The following is a 22234-nucleotide window of genomic DNA, read 5'->3' as shown; positions in this document are numbered from 1 at the left end:
GCGGTACAATAACAGTACAAACCAGAGACGGCCAGAGGTGGCCGTCATTGTTTGAAATTGCCACGGAGGTCTCTCATGGCATTCGAAGTTCCGCCGTTGCCCTACGACTACAACGCGCTTGAGCCGCACATTGACGAAGCGACGATGCATTATCATCACGATAATCATCATCAGACCTATGTTACCAATTTAAACAACGCGCTGGCCAACTATCCCGATTTGCAGGGCAAGACCATTGAGGAGTTGCTGAGCAATATCGAGGCCATCCCCGAAGCGATCCGCACTGCGGTGCGCAACAACGGTGGCGGCCACTGGAATCACACCTTCTTCTGGGAGATTATGGCGCCGAATGCCGGCGGCGCTCCCGATGGCGAACTGGCTGCTGCCATCGATGCCGCCTTCGGCAGCTTTGACGCTTTCAAAGAGAAGTTTAAGGCAGCGGCATTGGGGCGGTTTGGTTCGGGCTGGGCCTGGTTGATCGCTGCGCCAGATGGTAGCCTCAGCATCATGAGCACTCCCAACCAGGATAATCCGCTGATGGAAGGCAAACACGCCATTCTCGGCCTCGACGTATGGGAGCACGCTTACTACCTGAAGTATCAGTACAAGCGAGCCGCTTACGTCGATGCCTGGTGGAACGTGGTGAATTGGGCAAAGGTCGCCGAGCATTACGCGGCGGCAAAGAGCTAGCGCTGACCGCTCATGATTTGGATCGGGGCGACGCATTGCGTCGTCCCTTCTCGTTATTGATACGCTGACCTGCCTCCAGGGAAGTCATCTGCATCTATTATCGGGTGAGTAAGGGCACGAAGACGCGGCTGTGAACGTTCAGATAGCGAACGACCCCGTGGAACGGGCGCTGCTCGATGAAGCCGAACTGCCCGCCAACCCACTGCAGGTGAGTGTCGGCGCAGATGAGTCGGTTGAGAGAGTCGGTGTTGCTTTGAAACGGCTGATAGTTCAATGTCATCCGATCGGTGCCACTGGCGCTCAGTCTGGCCAGCGCCGTTCCGCCAATCCAGATTGCTCCGGTTGCCTGCTGAATGCATATGTCGTTAACGACCTGGAAGCCGGTTGGCGCCGGAAAGGTTGTATCCAGCGAACCAGAGCTGGCAAGACGCGCCAATGCCGTTCGTGCTACCCCATTCACCTGGTTAAAGTTGCCGCCAACCAGCAGATGCCCATCACTGGTGATCGCAACGCTTCGGATGGTTGCCGGTAATTCGTCGCGGGTAAAGGTGGGGGCCGAAAACTGTGGGTCTGGCGTGCCATTACTGTTGAGTCGGATCACGCCAAAATCACCTGCGACGATCAGCTTACCGCTCACCGGATCGAAGGCCAGATCGCGCACGCGATTGTCCGTGTTATATTGGAAATCTACTGCATTAAGACCGGCATTTAACCGGTATACCACACTACTGGCGCCCACCAGCACCCGACCATCAGGTTGCCTGAGTAGTGACGTTGGCCAGAAGTAGTTGATCAACGCCGAAATATTGGTGAGCTGTTGCGCCTGGTCTACGACGTACAATCCGTTGGCCCAGCCGATCACTGCGCGACCATCGGGCAATGCCAGCGCCACGCTGACCCAACCAGCCGGCTGGTTGGCTAATGGCGCAAATCCTTCGTCGAGCTGGCCATTGGCCAGCAAACGCGCCAGACCGAAGCGGGGTTGGCCATTGACGTAACTAAAATCACCGCTAACCAGTATGCGACCATCGGGGTAGAGACTGAGGTCGTAGATGGTGGCTTCGTCACCGACCAGCAGGTTGAACGCAGGATTTCGTTCAAGGCCATTATTTGCCGCTGATAGTAACGTTAGCCCGTTAAATAGCCCGATGGCACTGGCGGATCGCGGTTCACTCTTGCCGCCGACCATAACATTGCCATCGCTGCGCATGGCCAGCGCCAGTATGTCGGATTGATCGCCTAGCCCTATCATTGTGCGGTAAGCGCCGTTGGCTGCATAACGCCAGACTTCGCCTCGATGTTGGGTTGGATTTCCATTGATACAATTGTTGGAATACCATCCGCCGACCAGAAAACCGCCATCGGGTAGCGGCAAGAATGCTGTGATTGATTCAAACAGAGATGGTGAAGGCCAATCGGGTAGTGGCCTGGCTGCGCCACTGACTGTATACCACTCAAATGACCGATCGTTGCAGATGTCTTCGCCACCAACTATGACGGTGCCATCGTTGAGTATGGCTACTCGCCGCATGGGGCGAGATCCACCGGGCACGAAGCTGGTGTCAAGCGCACCATTGGCCTGAAGCCGGGCCATGCCGACTTGTCCGACTCCGTTGTATGTGCTGAAACTACCTGCAATCACATATTGTCCGTTACTCTGGCGGGCAATATCGTAGACGATGCCATTAGGTCCGGTAGCTGGCGTAAATGATGGATCAGGAGTGCCATCGAGGTTCAGGCGGGCCAGGTATGGCGTCGGGTTATAGAAGTTTCCGCCAATCAATAGTTTGTTATTGTCGAACAACACGGTGTAAATATTGCCAAAAATGCCTGTGGTAGCCGCTAGAAATGGTTGATCGATGCGCCCATCAGCGTGGAGGCGCAGTAAGAAGTGATTGATAGTATTCCACTTGAACATGCCGGCCAGCAGGATTTTGCCATCGGGTTGGACAGCAATGTCAGTAATGTTATTGACAATCAGGTCTTGCTCGAATGGCAATACTGACTCAACCGATCCATCACCACGAATGATCGCCAGACTGTACGGAGTCACGCTATTGCCAATGACGGTAAAATGTCCGGCTACCAGGATACGGTTATCAGAGAGTGGCGTCATAGCCTCAATTGAGCCGGGCCTGGTGAAGATGGCTGTGCTGAGCGGCATGAGATCAGCGGTTGACAACGTGGCAGTGGTGATCGGCGCCAGCGCCAGTATCGTCCCTGTCAATAGCGCGATGAAAGCAACCCTGGAAATGGTGGCGCAGATGGTCATGAGTGTTTCCTTTCCGCGCAGGTAGAGCAGATTGTAGCGAAGAGCGTTGGAGGTGAACGCACAATCGAATCGCTTGGAACGGATTGGAAAAGGTGGCGCGAACAAGATGTGGGCTATTGCCCCAATGAGCCGGGTGACTTGTTTTCCAGGGTAAGAGCTTTACAGCACTTTTTGCAGCCGCGTGTTCAGGAAGAACATCGATCTTTATGGTAGTAGAGGAAGTGAGGGAAAAGAGGCGCGAAGCGCGCAAGGTCAGGTTGAAGACCGGCAACCCGGCTTATCGAGTCGCTTGCGCGCATCGAGGATGTCGCAGTTTCTGATGATCATCAGAAACCGATGGTTATGCGCCACTGGTTGGGCCGATCACATCGATGGGGCGCGGTATACCGCGCCCCATCCTCCGCTCACGAAACGTACCGCCTATGGTACGCGCGCGCTGGTATCGATCCGATAGGTGTTGATAATTTCATCTGTCCGGCTGACCAGCGTATCAAACTGGTCTTCGGGCACCAGGGTTGTCAACACCGAAAGCTTGTTACCGCGCTGCTCAATGAAGCTGTTGCCCAGCATTGATGCCTGCACATTATTAGACGCAGTGGCAGTGTATCCCCACACAATCAGGATGCTACCATCGCTTTGCGGGCGCGGATCCTCGTAGAAGAAGTCGGGTTGATTGCCGAACGAGCTTTGCAAGAAGGCGACCAGCTTGTCAACCAGCTCGTTATCGCTGTACTGAGTGTTGTCTTCGAGGATGTCAACAATCAGCGCCGCATTGTTTGAGGGATCGGTCCAGACCAGAATCAATTCGCCGGGCCGGCTGTTGTCGGTCAGTGACCAGTTTACCGGAATGTCAATGCGGAACACACCCGATGTATGGGTATAGGTGCGTAATTGCCCGATCTCAACCGGAGCCAGTCCGCTGCTGCTTGCGCTGCCCCCGGTATTGTTGCTGCCGATCGTGGTGCCGCCGATTGAGGCGCTCGTGTTGATTCGGTAGGTATTGATAATCTCGTCAGTTCGGCTGACCAATGTCTCAAACTGGTCTTCGGGAACCAGCGTGGTCAGGATTGAAATCTTATCACCACGTTGTTCGACAAAGCTGTTCCCCAGCAGGGTTGCCTGCACATTGTTGTCTGCGGTAGCAGTATACGACCAGACTACAAGCTGGCTACCATCGCTTTGCGGGCGCGGGTCTTCATAATAGAAATCGGGCTGACGACCGAAACGGTCGATGAGGAAATTGTTCAGTAGCTCAACAAGCTGGCTATCGGTGTAGCTGCGGCTATCCTCGAAGATGTTGACTAGAATCGCGCCGTTACCGGTGGGATCCGTCCAGATAAGCAACAACTCGTCATTCGTGCTGCTATCTTGCAGCGTCCAATTGTTGGGAACATCGAGACGAAAGACTCCGCTTGAGTGTGAGTAGGTTTCCAGCGGGCCAATCTTAACCATGGCGAGCTGATTGCTCGGATTGGTTGGCGCTGCGGTTGGCGCAGATATGGGTTCCGTAGGGCGAGGAGAGGGGGTCGGGTCTGGCGGACGGGTAGGTCTGGGTGTGCGGGTTGGCGCAGCGGCCTCCTGGGTGGGCGCGGCAGTTGGTGAAGCGTTGCCATTACCGCAGGCGGTAAGCGCGGCGATGAGAAGGCCAGCGAAAAAAACGAACCAGTATCGGCGAGCGGACATTCTCAACCTCCTTGTGAAGTCACCGTTAGCTTGCAGGCAAACGTCTGAGAACTTCTTCAATGGTTTGTGCCGGCGAGTTCCAGCATGGTTTGCAACTATGTACGTGCTATCGGCGGATGATGTTACACAGGTGAGACGGCGATCAGAAGCTGTGTTCGTTACTATAGCATTGATCTGAAGTCAGGGGAATAGAGGGATCGCATAGCAAAAAATTTATCTTTCTTCTGTTCATCATTAACAAAATTGCTATTCCATATTCCTTTATCTACCGCTATAATAAGGTATTATCACCGCTGTTGTGGGGATGCGCTATGCATCGTTATCTCGCGATATTCTTCACTATCTGGTTTTTTCTCTCTCCATCATCGGTTGCCGCGCAACCAACCCAAACGTTCACGCTCAATTTTGAGGGTTTTACCGACAATCAAACGATTGGCGAATATGGTGGATTGAGCTTTAGTCCCGGCTGGCGGTTTGGCGATGTGCGCAGTGGGCGTTACAACGCGCCATTTCCCAACGACTGTCCCGCTTTTGGTGGTGTTTGCGCGTTTGCGCTTAACGGCAACGGCTTTGCTCGCGTTAGCGGCGATGGCAAAGGCTGGATCTTTTTCCCTGGCGGCGTGATCGCCTTTAGTAGCATGGTTGCAACTTCTGAGCCGTTAACCTTTACCGCCTTTGCGACCGATGGCAGTGTGCTGGGGTCAGTAGTAGTTAACGCCAATACTTTCACCGGGCAGCTCGATCAGGTGGTGCTCACTGCGCCGACGGGTCGCGCAATCGCTACGGTTGAGGTGAGTGGCCTTCGTGATACATGGCTGATCGACGATATTCAGTACACGTTACTGCCAGTGCAGCGAGCGCGACCGGCGCGAGTGGTGTTGGCGCAACGAGTCGATGATGTGGCCCAACCTGGCACAGTGTTGACGCTCGATCTCGTGTTGGAAAATTATGGGCGTGGGCCAATGCGAGAGGCAACGATTGAGCTGCCTTTCGATGACGCTGCTCTGATCCTGCTTGACGCGAATCCGGGTCGCGCCGATGTGTGGGTGAGCGAGGTAAAGCCAGGACTCATAACCATTCGCACCGGCCCATTGGCGGCTGTCCGCGATCTGGTTACGATTACCATCCGGTTTCGGGTGCGGGATGATGCGCCGTTGGGCTTTGCCATCGGGCGAATGGCTCGATTGTGGTATCGCGATGATCTGACTGAGTTCGGGCGTGGTCAGAGTAATCTCCCCCGCCTTACTGTTGGATCTCAGCCAGCGCTCGTAACATGGCGGATTCCAGGTCTGACACTGGACGCTCAGACATTGACATATACCGCTGAAGGTTTTGCCCCCGGCGAGCCGGTTGGCATCTGGTATAACCCTCCTGGCGGCGCGCCGCCGGTAACGGTGACTACCGCGCGTGCCGACGGTGACGGTCGGGTGCGTGGCACATTCGCGATCCGTGATTTGCCAGCCGGCGACTATACGCTAGTGTTATACAGCCATCACTCGCAACAGACATTTGTCGGTGATTTTACCATCCGCTCGCAATGAATCATCTATACAGGAATGAGGCAAGGATCGCGCCTGATCGGCGGTCACCTTGCCTCATTCGTTCCGCCACACCTGCCGGTCAGGCTGCCAGCACCCGTTCTGGCCCCAGGATCTGGCGCAATTCGTTGATCAACGTTTCCGATACCTCGATCGTTTGCTGCGATTGCAACACGACCATACCCACGCCATTGGGCAGATATAGCGTCACCTGATCGTTGCCGTGTGTGGCGCTAAGCAGATGGTGAATCTGCTGCATCAGCGCAACATCAGCATCGAAATCATTCGTGCGCGGTAGATAGATGCGCAGGTTGCGCGCTGGCTGGCTTTCGGTTCGGGTCGGTTCGGTTGTCCTGGCATGACCATTGCCATTACTCTGCCCATGGCCATTGCTATGGCCGTTGCCGCTCCCATTCAACTTCACCGGCTGCCGCGCGCGCACTGCCGGTGGTTTAGCCGGCGCTGAGGCCGATTCTGTTGCTGCAATCGGTTGTGTTACCGGAGCCGATACCGGCGCAGGGTCAGGCAGATCAATCATCAGCTCACCGACTATTTCGTCGCTCACCCCCTCGAGATCCATCTCAACCGGTTGGACAGCCTGAGTGGTATCAATCGTACCCGGCGCTTCCACGCTTTCAACCACAAGCTGCGGCGTATCGCGGCGATTATCAACTTTTGCCGTCACCCGCACAACCGTATCGTTCTGCAAGAGATCGGCACATTTCGCCAACACTTTAGGGAAGACGACGATCTCGATACTACCGGTCAGATCTTCGAGCGTGGCGACCAGCATCGAATCGCCTTTCCTGGTCGCGATACGACGCACACCACTCAACACTCCGACAAAGGTCAGGGTCTCACCGATATGTTCGGCCTCAATTGAACCGAGATCGGTTGCCCCTCGCAGATCGATCCCCTCTAGCGCCTTCGCGACGGGATCATCAGAAATATTCAGCCCCAGTAGCTCTTTTTCCCACAAGAGCACCTCTTTCTGTTCAGCAGGAGTCTCGGTGATCAAGGGCATGGGGATACGAGCGACTCCGGGGCCAATCGGGTTATTCGCTTCGCCAAAGATGTCGAACAAACTGCTCTGGCCGATCTCGCGCGCCTTTTGCGCTTCAATCCCGGCATTCACCGCCTGATCGAGAATGGCCAGCTTTTGGCGCCGGGTGCCGGGCAACGAGTCGAGGGCGCCGGCCTTAATCAGACTTTCCAGAGTGCGCTTATTGAGTGCGTGACGATCGACGCGGGCGCACAGGTCTTCGAGCGACTGAAACGGCCCGCCCGCCTCGCGAGCGGCGATGATAGCATCAACCGGGCCTTCACCCACATTTTTGATCGCCATAAGACCAAAGCGAATCCCGCGCTGGTGGATCACACCGGCTGGCAGTGGCGGCGCGAGCGGCTCGATAGTGAAACCCTTCTGAGACCGATTGACATCAGGCGGCAACACAGCCACCCCGAGTCGGCGCGCTTCGAGGGCAGCCTTGGTGACATCTTCGATGACCCCGTTGGCGCCGGTCAGCACTGCGGTCATATATTCGACCGGATAATTCACCTTGAGCCAGGCCGTCTGGTAACTGAGCAAGCCGTACAGAGTAGCATGGGGCCGGTTGAACGAATAGCCAGCGAAGGGCAGGATCAACTCCCAAAGCTGATCGGCGATCTCTTTGCTAATCCCTTTGCGTTGACATCCTTGTTTAAAGATGGCTTCATTCTCGGCCATCAATTCTTTATTCTTCTTGCTGATTGCCTTAATCACAATGTAGGCCTGACCGAGGGTATAATCGGCGACCGTCTGCAACAGTTGCATAATCTGCTCCTGGTAGACGATCACGCCATAGGTGTCGGCCAGGATCGGCTCAAGCACCGGGTGGAGGTAGCGAATCTTGGAGGGGTTGTTTTTATTCTCGATGTACACCGGGATCTGTTCGAGCGGACCGGGGCGATAAAGCGCGACCATGGCGTAGAGGTCTTCTACCCGGGTCGGCTTCAACTGCATAAGGTAGCGCGTCATCCCCGCCGACTCAAGCTGGAAGACATTTTTGGTTTCACCGCGGCCCAAGGCTTCAAACACCTTCGGATCATCTAGCGGAATCTCATCAAGCCACATCTTTCGCCCGGTCGTCTGCTCGATATACTTGAGCGCCTCGGCTACCACCGACAGGTTGGTCAGCCCGAGGATATCCATCTTGAGCAGACCCATCTTGGCCAGGGTCGGCCCCTCGAACGCGGCCATCAAGGCATTTTCGTCTTTTGTAGTGCGTTGTAACGGCACAATCTCTTCGAGCGGTGTGCGGCTCACCACCACGCCACAAGCGTGAGTGCCAACCGAACGCATCCGACCTTCAACCTTTTGCGCCTGGTCAATCAGCTCGCGCAGATGGGGCTGGGTCTCGTAGATCTGCTTCAATTCGGGTACCCGCTCGAGCGCCTGGGCAATAGTTGTGCCGACCGGCAGCGCCGGAATGAGCTTGGCGACGCGATCAACCTCTGCCGGATCGAGATCCAGCACGCGACCCATATCGCGAATGGCAGCTTTGGCGCCGAGGGTACCATAGGTGATGATTTGCGCTACATTCTCGCGTCCGTACTTATTGGCAATATAGTCGAGAATCTCCTGGCGGCGTGAATCGGCGAAGTCAGTGTCAATATCGGGCATCTCGAGGCGTTCAGGCGAGAGGAAGCGCTCGAAGAGCAGCTTATTCTTGACCGGATCGACATCGGTGATGCCAAGAGCGTAAAGCACGAGCGAGGCGCCAGCCGAGCCGCGTGGGAGACAGGGAATGCCGCGCGAGCGAGCAAACTTGACGTAATCCCAGACGATCAACATATAATCGGGAAAGCCAGTCTGGTTAATCACATCAAGTTCGTAGTCAAGGCGGCGCACATACTCCTCTGGTGGTCGGCCATTGAAGCGCCGCATCAACCCCTCTTCGCAGACAAGCCGCAGATACGAAGCGGCAGTATGGCCTTCGGGCAGCTCGAAGACCGGCAACTGCACGCGGCCGAACTCGAGCTTCAGGCGGCACATATCGGCAATCCGGCGGGTATTTTCAAGCGGCTCGGCGCCGTAGCGACGAAAACGTTGCCACATCTCTTCGCCCGACATAATGTGGTAGGTTTCATCCATCGCATATTCACGGGCGCAGAATTCGGCGTAGGTCATATTCATGCCCATTGCCATCACCTTGTGCTGCGTCTCTTTGTCAGACGGCAGGACGAAATGGGCATCGCTGGTGGCAACGAGCGGGATGCCGAGTTCGCGAGCAATGCGCACCAATTCATCGTTGAGCGGTTCGAGTTCGGGCGTGTTATCGTGTAATTGCAGCTCGATGTAGTAGCGATCGGGGCCGAGCAGGTCGCGATAGTAGGCGGCGGTTTCGACAGCGGTGCGACGGTCGTTGTTCTTGAGATAATGGAGCACCTCGCCAGCCAGACAGGCTGAGGTCACGATCAGACCTTCGTGATGCTTCTCGAGCAGAGCGCGATCAATCCGGGGACGGGCAAAAACACCCTTGCCCATGCCATCAAGATGGGCGCGAGTAGTTAACTTAACCAGATTACGATAGCCTGTCTCGTTTTGCGCCAGCAGTAACAGGTGAAAATAGTTCTTGCCGCCCCTGGTCATCGGATCGCTGAGCGAGCCGGGAGCCATGTAAGCTTCCATCCCGATAATCGGGCGAATACCGGCCTTCTTTGCCGCCTCGTAAAATTCCATTGCGCCGTACAGTACCCCGTGGTCAGTCAGCGCGATGCTGTCCATACCCAGCGCGGCGGCGCGTTGGGCGATACCTTTGGTGGTGGCGTAGCCGTCAAGCAGGCTGTATTCGGAATGGACATGCAGGTGAACAAAGTCATGCATGGGCGTGCTCGCAGTAAAAACTCTTTACACTTGAAAGACGCGATCAAAGGCAAACAGGCGATCCAGGCCTTGAAACATTTGTCCGATAGAATGCTGGTGGTGTCGTTTTTTTGGTATTATATCGACATAAAGCGCAGTCAGCGGCGCAGTGATTTGGCCTGATTATAGCACACTGTGCCTTCATTGCGAACAGACTTTCATCAAACTGTAAGAGATATTTGCATCGTGTTGAGGCGGAACGCTTCTTTCCCTTATCACCTGCCTGCTTTTCCGACACTTCGCTCGCTGAGGAGAGAATTGTGTCTACGCAAGTAGCCATCGCTCACCTGTCTGGTTGTAATCGGTCTCTCTCCTGGGGTTGTGGGAGAGAAAAAAATGTTTCCTCGCTGCACTCTTATCCCACAGCGCACAGATGCGGTGAGCGCCGTTGCCGGTCGCATTAGAGAGAGTGAGACAGCAGCAGCAATTGTGAACTGCGTTTACCGGGTGTGATACAATCGCCTCGTGCAGCAATCATCCCCATGTCGAACAGGGGTCAGTGGGCACCCCTGGCGCATGAAAGGAGCTGAATGTATGACTGAGCGTTATCGCATTGAGCGCGATTCGTTGGGCGAGATGCAGGTGCCGGCTGATGCGTTGTACGGCGCGCAAACGCAGCGCGCGGTGTTAAACTTCCCGGTTAGCGGTATGCGCCCCTATCCCGCCTTTGTCTGGGCGCAGACGATGATCAAGCGGGCTGCGGCTGAAGTCAATCGCGATCTGGGTTTGCTCGATCCGCCGATCGCCAATGCAATCATTCAAGCCGCCGAAGAGGTTCTGGCCGGTCAGCACGCCGATCAGTTCGTGGTCGATCCGTTTCAGGCCGGCGCCGGCACTTCACACAATATGAACGTCAACGAAGTGCTGGCGAATCGGGCTAACCAGATTCTGGGTTATAGCCTCGATGATCCGAAAAAGCCGGTCAGCCCAAATGACCATGTGAACATGGCGCAATCGACGAACGACACCATCCCAACCGCAATCCGGCTCGGCTGCTTGTGGCGCTTGCCGGAATTGCTGGCCGCAATTGACGATCTGGCTAATGCTCTGGAAGCCAAGGCGGTTGAATTCGATGATGTGGTGAAGTCAGGCCGCACTCACCTGCAAGATGCTGTGCCGGTGCGACTCGGACAAGAGTTCGGCGCTTACGCCAAAGCGGTGCGCAACGATATGGAGCGAATCGTGACTGCCGCCAACCGATTGCGCCGGCTTGGTATCGGTGGCACTGCAACCGGAACCGGTCTCAATGCCCACCCCGAATACCATGCGCGTATGGTGGAAAAACTGTCTGAATTGACCGGTCACGAGCTGTACTCATCGGGCAATTTGTTCGAGTCGATGCAGAGTATGGCCGATCCTGCCGATTTCTCAGCCAGCCTGCGCACGCTGGCCATCACGCTAGGCCGCATTGCCAACGACCTTCGCCTGCTTTCGTCGGGGCCGGCAACCGGTCTCGATGAGATTCGGCTACCGGCAGTGCAACCCGGGTCGTCAATTATGCCGGGCAAGGTCAACCCGGTGCTGGCCGAGATGATGAATATGGCCTGTTATCACGTGCAGGGTTGCGATCTGACCGTTGCGCTGGCGGCGCAGGCCGGGCAGCTTGAGCTGAATGTGATGATGCCTATCATTGCCCACAACCTGTTTGAGATGATGCATGTGATGATCGGTGCCATTAACGCCTTTACGACGAAGTGTGTCGTTGGTATTACGGCAAATCGAGAGAAAGCGGCTGGCTGGCTGGCCAAGAATGCCATTCTGGTCACTGCTCTCAATCCGGTGATCGGTTATCTCAACGGCGCTGCGGTTGCGAAAGAGGCGATGGCTACCGGCAAGACAATCAAAGAAGTGGTGGTCGAGAAGGGCTTGCTCACCGCCGAACAGGTGGATGCTCTGCTCGATGTGTATAAGATGACCGAGGGCGGTATTCAGGGTATTGCCGCGGCAGGTTAAGAAATAAATATGTGGGGAACGTGTGAACATCACGCCGCCGGCAAGGTGTTCATCCGTTCCCTTTGTGTTGTTCGTTACTCCCTGTCTTTGTGGGGTATGCGCTCGAAGGGGGATAAGGAAAGTGCCGGCCTGCTACACGCATGACCTTTGCGCAGGGTGAGATACCTTTGCCCCATAGACCTGTCTCGCCAATGGGCAGCAATCTCCAGGCGCGCCAGAGATGGCGTTCCGGCTCGTGTGGGACATTACAGTCGCAGTCAGGTGTCTGGCGCCTTGCGCATGACCGCGCCATGTCACTGTTCTGGGTGCGCCTCAGTCACTCCTCACCCCGGCCAGGGCGCGCCGGGCGCGTTCGCGATCGTGGTAAGCAGCCTGCACGGTAGCGAGTAACTCGTCGGCGGCGAAGGGCTTGCGCAGCACGGCGTAGGCGCCACTGGCCGCCATTGTCGCGACCTGATCGGGTTCGATTTGGCCGGTAAACAGAATGACACTGACCGTTGGATCGTAGGAACGCAAGACATTCAGCAGACTGATACCATCGAGTTCGGGCATAACGACATCCGATAGCACGAGGTCAAACTGATTGGCGGTATAGATTGCCACTGCCTCGGCGCTATGCGCGCAGTAGGTGACGTGATGACCGGCCTGGGTCAGCAGGTTGGTCAAGGTTTGCGCGGACGCTTCATCGTCGTCAATCACCAGAATCTTTTGCGGTGGAATAGGTGATAGGTTGTCGGGCTGAGCCTCTTCCTGCACGATGGGCAGGCGAATCGTCATTTTAGTTCCTTTGCCAACCTCGCTCTCGACCTCGAATTGACCGTTGTGGTTTTGGATGATACCGTAAGAGACCGCCAGGCCCAGGCCGGTACCTGACTGACTCCCCGTGGTATTTTTGGTTGACACAAACGGTTGAAAGATCTGTCGGCGGATTGCTTCAGGAATGCCATGACCGGTATCTTCTACCTGTAGGATGATCCAGTCAGCTTCAGACCTGAGGGTGACGGTTAGTGTGCCACCCTGTGGTTTCATAGCATCGCGGGCATTGGTCAGCAGGTTGAGAAAGACCTGTGAAATTTGCCCGGCATCACAAATCGTCGGGGGAACCATCTCGATCTTACGGACTACCCTGATGTTGTGTTTTCGCAGTTCGATCTCCATCAGGGTGATCGTACCATCGATCACTTCCCGTAAATCAGACAACTCGCGGCGCGAGTCGCGCCGACGGGCAAAGGTAAGCAGGCTCCCGGTGATACTGCGTCCCCGCTTGCAGGTATCGAGCACCACTTTCAAAGCCTCATTCTTCGTCTCAACCTGATCATCAGCCAGACCGAGTTGAGCATAGCCTAACATACCAGCCAGCAGATTGTTAAATTCGTGCGCAATACTGGCAGCAAACGTGCCGACTGCGGCCAGTTTAGCCGAGCGTCCCAGTTCCGTCTGGGTTTCCTGCCAGCGGCGGAAGAGGCGCGCATTTTGAATGGCTGCGGCAGCATGGCGGGCAAAGGCTGCCAGCAGGCGCTGCTCATCCTCTTTGAGGCCACGCACTGTTTCGAAAGCCAAACAAACGGCGCCTAACCGTTGTCGTTCATCGAGGAGTGGCAACAGTATGATGGCTTGCCAGGGTGAATGCTGGCGCAATGCGGTTACCGGCGCCAGTGTCTGCACGTGCTGATCGGTGAAGAGGGTGACGCGACCGCGTTCAAGTGCAGATTCGTAAGCTTGGGGAAGGGGAATGGGCTGTGGGCCGACTCCCTCAGTAGGTACCGGCAGATGGTGGCTGGCAACCAGTTGCAAATTGCCATACTCATCGTAGAGGGTTACCCATGCGCAATCGGCCTTCATCAGGCCGATCAGACGTTCACCAAGCAGATGGAGCATGGTCGGAACGTCCCGGCTGGTCATCAGCGAAACCACCAGATTTTGCAAATGATCGCTCTGCTGCGAGAGATTCTGCAGTCGGGCATTAGCCGTTCTTAATTGCGCATCGGCGGCAGAGAGAGCCTCTTCTAACCGGTTCTGGCGCCGCATGCTGATCTGCGCCATAGCTAATGGCGCCAGACCGAGCGCAAAAGCCCACACCTCCTGTTGCCAGAGAATGGCCAGTATGCCGCCTAACGGGGCAAAGATCAATCCGTACCAGCCGGCATCGTCAAGCCGCAACGACAAACTTGTCAAGAAGCGCTCTCCAGATAGGGGGACGGTCAGGCTAGCGCTGGCTACACGTTCGATCAGGTAAACGATCACGCCACACAAACTTAACCCGATGATCATTGCCGGTGACGCAACATTGACGCCATAGACATGTTGCTGAGCAAACAGCATTAACACCACGCTACCGGCGGTTAATGCGATCCAGCGCACTGCCAGTAATGCAAGCGCCTGCCACCAGAGCATATTGCGAGCCAGCGCGCCGGCAATTGCTCCGATCGCTGTGGCCAGGAGGAAGAGCGGCCAGGGCAAGATGATCATTGCAGCAATGAGCAGCGCCAGGGTTACCGCTAAAGGACGGTCGCCGTCGCGGACAAGCGTCAGGGTTTCGAAGATGGTCAGACCCAACGCAAACAAGATGACTGCCAGCCACGTTGCTACATCGAAAGGAGCCGGTGGCGCCAGCAGAATCGAGATGCTTCCCACCAGCACTGCGGCGATCCACAATCCGATCAGCGATCCACGTAAGGGAAGAGGAATTGCGTGCATGGAGTGCGTCTCCTCAAATCTGGTCTGGCTCTGGTTTTGGTGAGTCGGCTCGCATTGCAGTTTGATCTCACGCTTCTATCCTGGCGGTCGGTCAATGAGAGCGCTGTGTGCTGACGTGAACGATTCTAGCCAGTCGGCCAATTGGCATGTTCAGTGATCATGGCAGTTGGCGTTACAGCCGGCCACTCAGATGTAACCTCACCGGACATTTTAGCCAGAGTCCGATCGCAAGCAAGCGGGCAAGGTTATCAGGTTGATCGCTTGAATCGTCAGGCTATGATCGAGAATCAGGCAGGATTGCGTCAGGTGGTTGCAGAAATTTACCTGCGATCAGACTGAAAGATAAGGTAGCATTCGGCGGCAGATCTAATCTACCCGAACCTCAATCTGGCAATCGCGCGCCTTGTTCATTCACCACCAGTAACCCGTCACGCTCGAGATCGCGCACCAGCTCTTGCAGCCAGGGTTCAAGATCGGCAGTAAAATCTGCGCGCACCTGTTGCCCTAATTCGAACAGAGGCAGGATGGCGCCAGTGGGGAGCGCGCGCAGCGCAGCGATAATCCGGCCACGATACCAGCGGCGCGAACCTACGAATGGTTCGGTAGGCCGTGGTTCGGCAACCCGCTTCATCGTCGGCGCAACGACAGGCGCCAGCAAAGCAGGCTCGGCGTTTAGAGCATTGGTATAAGCGCGACAATGCCGGCGCAGCGGACAACGCCAGCAAGCCGGATTACTGGCAGTGCAAATCAACGCCCCAAGTTCCATAATGGCCTGATTCCATGTCCATCCCTGTCCTGGTGGGATGAGTGCCGCGGCGTGGGCCAGCAGGTCGGCGTTGGTGGCGGTTGCTTCGTGGTCTGCGCCAACACAAAGTCGTTGCACGACACGGCGAATATTGGTGTCAAGGAAGGCTACATCCTGCTCGAACGCGAAACAGGCAATTGCGCCTGCGGTGTAGGGGCCGATGCCGGGCAAGGTGCGCAAGACAGCGACTGAATCCGGTACCTGCCCGTTGTGCTGCGTGACGATGATCTGGGCAGCGCGTTGCAGATTGATCGCGCGTCGGTTGTAGCCAAGCCCGGCCCACAGGCGAATGACTTCGGCGGTAGGAGCAGCAGCCAGCGCCGTCAGCGTGGGAAAAGCGGCCAGAAAGGCGTGATATTTGGGGATGACTCGATCAACCTGCGTCTGCTGAAGCATGATTTCGGCGACCATTATTGCATACGGATCACGTGTGCGTCGCCAGGGCAGATCGCGCGCATGGGATGCAAACCATTGCAGCAAATCAGATTGGATTGACTCAATCATCGACAACGGGCGCGCTAGGTTCTACGATAGACATCGATCACATCAGGAATACGGTTAATCTTTTCGATCAGCGGCGATAACTGAGTCATCGAATTGAGAGAAACCGTGACATTGAGGGCTGTGCGTCCATCAGCACGGGATTTTTTACTCTGATGAACATCAGTGATATTGATACCGGCTTCAGCAATCACATGCGAAATGTCGCGCCACAGGCCAACTCGATCCCAGGCTTCGATGCGTAACGGCACCGGAAATTGCTGGTTTGATCCATTGTTACTACCCCAGCAGACCGGCATCAGCCGACCTTTCTCGCTCTCACTCAGATTTTGGATGGTGCGGCAATCAGTGCGATGAACGGTGACGCCACGACCGCGAGTGGTGAAGCCGACTATCGGTTCGCCGAAGATAGGATTACAACAACGAGCCAGTCGCGAAGGAATCCTGCCGGTATTCTCAAGAAAGATTTCTCCATTAGCGCTTACCCGGGCAAGTGGCTGACTTTGGGAAGAGGCTGGCAGAGGTTCAGGTGCCGGTGGCTCTTGGGAAGATAATAATTTCTGGATCAGCGCGCGCTCATTGAGATCATCGACCCCGATTTGATAGAAAAGATCGTCAACCGAGCGCACTGAGGGGCCGGCCAGTTCCACCAGCTTTTCAAAGCTAACGTGCGTGAGACCGAACCGCTTCAGCTCTTTCTCGAGCATCTCGCGGCCAGCATTGATATTCTCTTCGCGTTCGAGACGGCGGAAGTAGCGCTTGATATGATTCTTGGCCGAAGGAGTTTTCACGATGCGCAGCCAGTCACGGCTCGGGCCGCGAGGCGACTTTGCCGTAAGAATCTCGACAATTTCGCCATTCCGCAACTGGTAATCGAGTGGCACGATCCGGTCATTGACCTTTGCGCCGATACAGTTGTGGCCCACTTCAGAGTGAATGCGATAGGCAAAATCGATCGGCGTTGAACCCTCTGGCAGATCGATAATCTTACCTTTGGGCGTAAAAACAAAAACGCGCTCTTCAAACTCAGCGCGCAGCATGTCAACAAATTCGCTATCGGTCGTCTCGTTGCGCCACGAAATCAGTTCGCGCAACCAGCGAATCTTATTCTCATAGTCTTTGTCGCTGCGGTTATTGAAGCCTTCTTTATAACGCCAGTGAGCCGCAATCCCGTGTTCGGCTTCTTCGTGCATCTTCCGCGAGCGGATCTGCACTTCGCAATGCAGACCTTCGGGCAAAATAACCGTGGTGTGGATGGAACGATACGAACTCTCTTTAGGGGCGGCGATGTAGTCATCAAACTCCGACATAACCGGCGTCCAATTCATTTTGCTATGGACGACACCCATCGCTTGATAACATGCCCCGACTTCATTAGTAGTATCTTCGACAATGATGCGTACCGCGAGCTGATCATAGATTCGCTCAAGCGGCACACCCTTACGTTCCATCTTGCGCCAGATCGAATAGATATGTTTTGAGCGCCCGGTGACTTCGGCTTTGACGCCTTCGCGAGCCAGGGCCTCTTTCAACTGGGCAATGACGCGCTGCACGATGCGGTCACGCGCCTCTTTGCGCATCGCCAGGCCCTGGGCAATCTCTTTGTAACGGTCGGGATGCAGCGTTTTGAACGCGAGATCTTCCAGCTCTGATTTCATCTGCCACATGCCGAGACGGTGGGCCAGCGGCGCATAGATGTCGAGCGTCTCGCGCGCGACCCGCTGCTGTTTTTGCGGCGGAGTGGCGTAAATCGTGCGCATGTTGTGGAGGCGGTCGGCAAGTTTGATCAAGACCACCCGTGGATCATCGGCAGAGGCGATGATCAGCTTGCGATAGGTGCCGGCCTGTACCTCTTCTTTGCTCTTGTTTTCGTAACCTGAGAGCTTGGTAACGCCATCGACTAGATTGGCGACCTGCTTACCGAAGAAGCGCTCGATCACTTCACACGGGACGCCGGTGTCTTCTACTACGTCGTGCAATAGTGCCGCTGCGATTGATTCGGTATCGAGCCGGAGATCGAGCAAAATCAGGGCCACTTCAATCGGGTGATCGAGGTAAGGTTGACCAGACTGGCGGCGCTGTCCTTCGTGAGCGACAGCGGCGAGGGCATATGAGCGGCGAATGAGATCAAAATCGGCGTTGGGGAGGTATTCGCGGTGGCGGGCAATGAGTGCTTCTACCGAGGGCGAGTGATAGGCCTGTACGAAGGCGCCTTGTACGGTTTCGAGCGTGGCCTGACAACCGCGACGCTGTTGCTGCTCGACAATGGTGAGCATCACTTTATGTTTCAGCAGCTCAGCCGCAAGTGGTGGTAGCGATTCGTTCATTGCTGCACCATCTGGCGTCTCTAAGACCAGCTCCAGGGAAGAGGTAATCGTTGCGTCATCCATGATAGCCGCTCCAGTTCAGGTGGCCATAAACTGCTGACGAGGCTTGTTGCTGCCGGGTCAAGCCCATGCGTTCGCTCGTAACATATATTGGCTGCGTATGCCTGATGAGCAATGCGCGCTCTGCTAGCTGTTCCGGTCTGCTGCCTGCCATCGTGCAGGGTGTAGCTCGGTAAGTGCTGCGCCGGGATTACCGCAGCATTGCTGCCGGCCATGCGGGTAGTGAGCGCTTGATCCCGGCAATACCTGATCAAAAACGCCCGGCGTGCAACGCCAGGCCGCATCTTTTCACCCTGTAACGATCATCCGCGATCGCAACAAATGTTATTTCTATTGTTATGTAGGATAACATCAGCGAGCAGTGATGTCAAGCCAGCTTGCAGGTAACGCTCGCATTTGAGGTTGTCTCGTCGCGTTGTCAGGCTGCAGTATTATTCATTGTATAATCAAATATCACGTCACGATCCGCCTCTCTTGCGCGAAGGAGCCTTGTCATGGATCTCAACCTGCACCATTTCCCCTACCCTGGAAGGCGGGTGCCAGTAGTTGCCGAACGCGGTATTGTTGCCAGTAGCCATCCGCTGGCATCGCAGGCCGGTATGCAGGTGTTGCAGGCTGGGGGCAATGCCGTTGATGCAGCGATAGCTACTGCCGCTGCGTTGACCGTGCTTGAGCCAACCTCAAATGGTTTGGGTGGTGATGGATTTGCCCTGATCTGGGCCGGTGACAATCTTTACGGTATCAACGGATCAGGCGCGGCCCCAACTGGTCTTACTGCTGAAGCGTTGGCAGCGGCAGGTCACCACGAGATGCCGGTACATGGCTGGTGGCCGGTAACGGTGCCGGGAGTGGTGCGGTTGTGGGGAGATATGCACGACCGGTTTGGTCGCTTGCCGCTGACGCAGGTGCTGGCGCCGGCTATCGCCTATGCCGAAGAGGGTGCGCCGGTGCCGCCGATGGTGGCCTACTTTTGGGCGCGGGGAGTGGTGATGGCGCATGCGCGTAGCGGTCCCGAATTTGCCGGTTTCCTGCCCACGTTTAGCATTGATGGCCGCGCGCCACGTCCCGGTGAGCGTTTCGTGAGTCCCGGTCATGCCCGCACGCTCCGTCTCATTGCGCGTCACGGCGCTGATGTCTTCTATCGCGGTGAAATTGCGCTGGCGATCGACCGCTTTGCCCGCGCTACCGGTGGCCTGCTGCGCGCCGAAGATCTGGCGGCGCACTGCTCGGAGTGGGTGACGCCGATCTGTATGCAATACCGCGGCTACAAAGTGCATGAAATTCCGCCAAACGGGCAGGGTATTGCCGCATTGATGGCGCTTGGCATGCTCGATCAGGTCGATCTGTCCCGCTATCCGCGAGATTCTGCTGCCTCTTTCCACTGGCAGATTGAGGCGATGAAGCTGGCTTTTGCCGATGCGTTTGCCTATGTGGCTGATCCGGCGAAGGTTGCTGTCCCTGTCAAAGAGCTGCTCAATCGCGAGCGGCTGGCAGCGCGCAGTCGGCTGATCGGCGAACGGGCAGGTAATTACGGTCCGTCAGCATTGCCGCAAGGCGGTACCGTCTATTTTGCCGCAGTTGACCGTGATGGCATGATGGTCAGCATGATCCAATCGACGTACATGGGTTTTGGGTCAGGGGTGGTGATCCCTGATTACGGCATTGCGCTGCACAATCGCGGGTGTGGTTTCACGCTTACGCCCGGTCATCCCAATCAGGTAGCGCCCGGCAAGCGACCGTTCCATACTATCATTCCCGGTTTTCTCAGCAAAGATGGCGCGCCAATTGGCCCCTTTGGCGTGATGGGTGCGCATATGCAACCGCAAGGTCACGTGCAGGTCATCGTTAATACCCTCGATTACGGGCTGCATCCGCAAGCGGCGCTCGATGCGCCGCGGTGGCGCTGGGAGCGCGATGGTACGTTGCGTCTGGAACTTGAGACGCCGCGCCATGTGATAGAGGGTCTGGCTGCGCGTGGTCATCAGGTGGTCGTTGAGAGTGAATTAGGTGGCTTTGGGCGAGGGCAGGCGATCTGGCGGTTAGCCAGCGGGTGTTATGTAGCCGGTACCGAACCGCGTTGTGATGGGCTGGCTGTAGGCTGGTAGAGAGCTACGGTTGGTTTGAGGGTCAGTGGAGATCAATGACAATGACGATGCGCAGAGCGACGCTGTTTGAACTTTTGCGCGCCGGCGCCGAGCGCGATCCGGCGTTGATCGCCCCTGGCGGGCAGGTGTGGACGTTTGCTGAGGTGCAAGCGCAGGTAAGCCGGTTGGCCGAGTGGTTGCAGGCGCGCGGGTTGGGGCGTGGCGACCGGATCGCCATTGCGCTTGGCAATGGCCCGGTGATGGCAATGGCTTTTCTGGCTGCGGCCACAGCAGCTACCGCTGCGCCGCTTAACCCCAGGTATCGGCGAGAGGAGTTTGCCTTTTATTACGAAGATACCAATGCGCGGGCTTTGATCGTAGCTCCCGGCGAGGGTGAAGAGGCACGGGCTGCCCTGCGGCCAGGAATGTTGCTGATCGAGGCGGCGTTAAATACCGAAGGAAACCTGACGTTTTCTGCCAGTGGTGCGGTTGGCGCGCCGCGCCACGATGGGATGGCCGGGCCTGACGATGTGGCAATGATTCTGCATACCAGTGGCACGACCAGTCGGCCCAAGCGAGTGCCGATCCGCCATCGCAATCTGACTGCTTCGACAGCCAATATCATTGCCACTTACCGGCTGAGCGCCGCTGACCGCTCGCTCTGCGTAATGCCACTCTTTCATATTCATGGTATCGTGGCCTCATTGCTCAGTCAGCTCGCTGCCGGAGGCGCAGTGATCTGCCCGCCCGGTTTCGATGCGCTCAAGTTTTGGAGCTGGGTTGAGCAGGAGCGGCCTACCTGGTACTCAGCAGTGCCGACAATGCATCAGGTCTTGCTGGCGCGCGCTGAGCGAAATGCGGCGATCATTGCCGCCAATCCGTTTCGCTTCATCCGTTCTTCAAGTGCGCCACTGCCGCCAGTGGTGATGGAACGGATGGAACAGGTCTTTGGCGCGCCGGTGATTGAGAGTTACGGCATGACTGAGGCGTCGCATCAGATGACTTCTAATCCATTGCCGCCCGCTCAGCGGAAAGCCGGCTCGGTTGGAATTGGTTTCGGGGTGGAAGTTGCTATTATGGACGAACATGGCCAACTGTTACCGGCAGGCACTAAAGGTGAGGTAGTGGTGCGTGGGCCAAATGTGGTTGACGGTTACGAGAACAACCCTGACGCAAATGCGGTTGCGTTTGTGAATGGTTGGTTCCGCACCGGTGATCAAGGGTATCTCGATGAGGATGGCTATCTCTGTCTGACCGGTCGAATTAAAGAGTTGATCAATCGCGGTGGTGAAAAGATTTCCCCGCTTGAGATCGACGATGTATTGCTGCGCCATCCGGCAGTGGCCGAGGCGCTGGCTTTTGCTGTCCCTCACCCAACATTAGGGGAAGAAGTGCATGCGGCGGTCGTCTTGCGCGAGGGAATGCAAGCCAGTGAACGCGAATTGCGTGATCACTGCGCCGGTCTGCTGGCCGATTTCAAAGTGCCGCGGGCGATCCATATTCTCGATGCCTTGCCACGCGGTGCTACCGGCAAATTACAGCGTATTACGATGTCCAAAACGTTGGGTTTGGTGTAGCTGCGCCGAGGCGCGCATGTATCGCCGTGGCGAGCGTAAGGCGCAAGCGCCGGGGTTTGGTTTGTCGGCAAATTGACGATAACTGGTATGATACTAGCATTTGCGATCGCAAATGCGCGAGCATGCGTAACGTTGCAATGGTG

11 protein-coding genes are annotated in these 22234 nt (G+C 56.3%); 5 read left to right on the top strand and 6 right to left on the bottom strand.

The window, feature by feature from the left end; translation table 11 throughout:
- Positions 1–75 precede the first annotated feature (75 nt).
- Positions 76–690, top strand: coding sequence for a superoxide dismutase (locus tag Q0650_RS11140; RefSeq protein ID WP_298818944.1), 615 nt, complete (start codon positions 76–78; stop codon positions 688–690).
- Positions 691–787: 97 nt separating this feature from the next.
- Here Q0650_RS11140 and Q0650_RS11135 read toward each other — a convergent pair whose 3' ends face one another.
- Both Q0650_RS11135 and Q0650_RS11130 read right to left on the bottom strand, forming a co-directional pair.
- Positions 788–2962, bottom strand: coding sequence for a hypothetical protein (locus Q0650_RS11135; RefSeq protein ID WP_298818942.1), 2175 nt, complete (start codon positions 2960–2962; stop codon positions 788–790).
- 420 nt (positions 2963–3382) lie between these two features.
- Entirely contained in the window at positions 3383–4645 is a 1263-nt protein-coding gene (locus tag Q0650_RS11130; protein WP_298818940.1) for a hypothetical protein, read from the bottom strand.
- 311 nt (positions 4646–4956) lie between these two features.
- Here Q0650_RS11130 and Q0650_RS11125 point away from each other — a divergent pair, with 311 nt between their 5' ends.
- The gene (locus Q0650_RS11125) at positions 4957–6186 is read left to right on the top strand and encodes a hypothetical protein (protein ID WP_298818938.1); all 1230 of its coding nucleotides are present in this window, start codon (positions 4957–4959) and stop codon (positions 6184–6186) included.
- Between the two features lie 79 nt (positions 6187–6265).
- On the opposite strand, the gene dnaE is transcribed toward Q0650_RS11125, so the two are convergent.
- A complete protein-coding gene (gene dnaE, locus Q0650_RS11120; protein ID WP_298818936.1) occupies positions 6266–10048 on the bottom strand; it encodes a DNA polymerase III subunit alpha in 3783 nt (1260 codons plus the stop codon).
- Positions 10049–10621: 573 nt separating this feature from the next.
- Between dnaE and Q0650_RS11115 the strand changes: the two genes are divergently transcribed.
- On the top strand, positions 10622–12040 hold the full coding sequence (locus Q0650_RS11115) for an aspartate ammonia-lyase (protein ID WP_298818934.1): 1419 nt from the start codon (positions 10622–10624) through the stop codon (positions 12038–12040).
- A 312-nt stretch (positions 12041–12352) separates the two neighbouring features.
- On the opposite strand, the gene Q0650_RS11110 is transcribed toward Q0650_RS11115, so the two are convergent.
- The 3 genes from Q0650_RS11110 to Q0650_RS11100 form a co-directional block, all read right to left on the bottom strand.
- Positions 12353–14737: an ATP-binding protein gene (locus Q0650_RS11110; protein WP_298818932.1), complete on the bottom strand. Its 2385-nt coding sequence runs from the start codon at positions 14735–14737 to the stop codon at positions 12353–12355.
- A 382-nt stretch (positions 14738–15119) separates the two neighbouring features.
- Complete coding sequence (locus Q0650_RS11105) at positions 15120–16046, bottom strand: A/G-specific adenine glycosylase (RefSeq protein WP_298818930.1); 927 nt, start codon at positions 16044–16046, stop codon at positions 15120–15122.
- Between the two features lie 14 nt (positions 16047–16060).
- Entirely contained in the window at positions 16061–18433 is a 2373-nt protein-coding gene (locus Q0650_RS11100; protein ID WP_298818928.1) for a bifunctional (p)ppGpp synthetase/guanosine-3',5'-bis(diphosphate) 3'-pyrophosphohydrolase, read from the bottom strand.
- Positions 18434–18924: 491 nt separating this feature from the next.
- Here Q0650_RS11100 and Q0650_RS11095 point away from each other — a divergent pair, with 491 nt between their 5' ends.
- Positions 18925–20535, top strand: coding sequence for a gamma-glutamyltransferase family protein (locus Q0650_RS11095; RefSeq protein WP_298818926.1), 1611 nt, complete (start codon positions 18925–18927; stop codon positions 20533–20535).
- 41 nt (positions 20536–20576) lie between these two features.
- The gene (locus tag Q0650_RS11090; protein ID WP_333691604.1) at positions 20577–22091 is read left to right on the top strand and encodes an acyl--CoA ligase; all 1515 of its coding nucleotides are present in this window, start codon (positions 20577–20579) and stop codon (positions 22089–22091) included.
- Positions 22092–22234: the final 143 nt, after the last annotated feature.

This window comes from uncultured Chloroflexus sp., from assembly GCF_937129525.1.
Classification (GTDB): domain Bacteria; phylum Chloroflexota; class Chloroflexia; order Chloroflexales; family Chloroflexaceae; genus Chloroflexus.
This window is presented reverse-complemented; position numbering and strand designations above follow the sequence as displayed.

Excerpts from the sequence above, each read along its gene's own strand:
- Q0650_RS11140 (WP_298818944.1), top strand. The coding sequence starts at position 76 with ATGGCATTCGAAGTTCCGCCGTTGCCCTACGACTACAACGCGCTTGAG.
- Q0650_RS11135 (WP_298818942.1), bottom strand. The coding sequence starts at position 2,962 with ATGACCATCTGCGCCACCATTTCCAGGGTTGCTTTCATCGCGCTATTG.
- Q0650_RS11130 (WP_298818940.1), bottom strand. The coding sequence starts at position 4,645 with ATGTCCGCTCGCCGATACTGGTTCGTTTTTTTCGCTGGCCTTCTCATC.
- Q0650_RS11125 (WP_298818938.1), top strand. The coding sequence starts at position 4,957 with ATGCATCGTTATCTCGCGATATTCTTCACTATCTGGTTTTTTCTCTCT.
- dnaE (WP_298818936.1), bottom strand. The coding sequence starts at position 10,048 with ATGCATGACTTTGTTCACCTGCATGTCCATTCCGAATACAGCCTGCTT.
- Q0650_RS11115 (WP_298818934.1), top strand. The coding sequence starts at position 10,622 with ATGACTGAGCGTTATCGCATTGAGCGCGATTCGTTGGGCGAGATGCAG.
- Q0650_RS11110 (WP_298818932.1), bottom strand. The coding sequence starts at position 14,737 with ATGCACGCAATTCCTCTTCCCTTACGTGGATCGCTGATCGGATTGTGG.
- Q0650_RS11105 (WP_298818930.1), bottom strand. The coding sequence starts at position 16,046 with ATGATTGAGTCAATCCAATCTGATTTGCTGCAATGGTTTGCATCCCAT.
- Q0650_RS11100 (WP_298818928.1), bottom strand. The coding sequence starts at position 18,433 with ATGGATGACGCAACGATTACCTCTTCCCTGGAGCTGGTCTTAGAGACG.
- Q0650_RS11095 (WP_298818926.1), top strand. The coding sequence starts at position 18,925 with ATGGATCTCAACCTGCACCATTTCCCCTACCCTGGAAGGCGGGTGCCA.
- Q0650_RS11090 (WP_333691604.1), top strand. The coding sequence starts at position 20,577 with ATGACGATGCGCAGAGCGACGCTGTTTGAACTTTTGCGCGCCGGCGCC.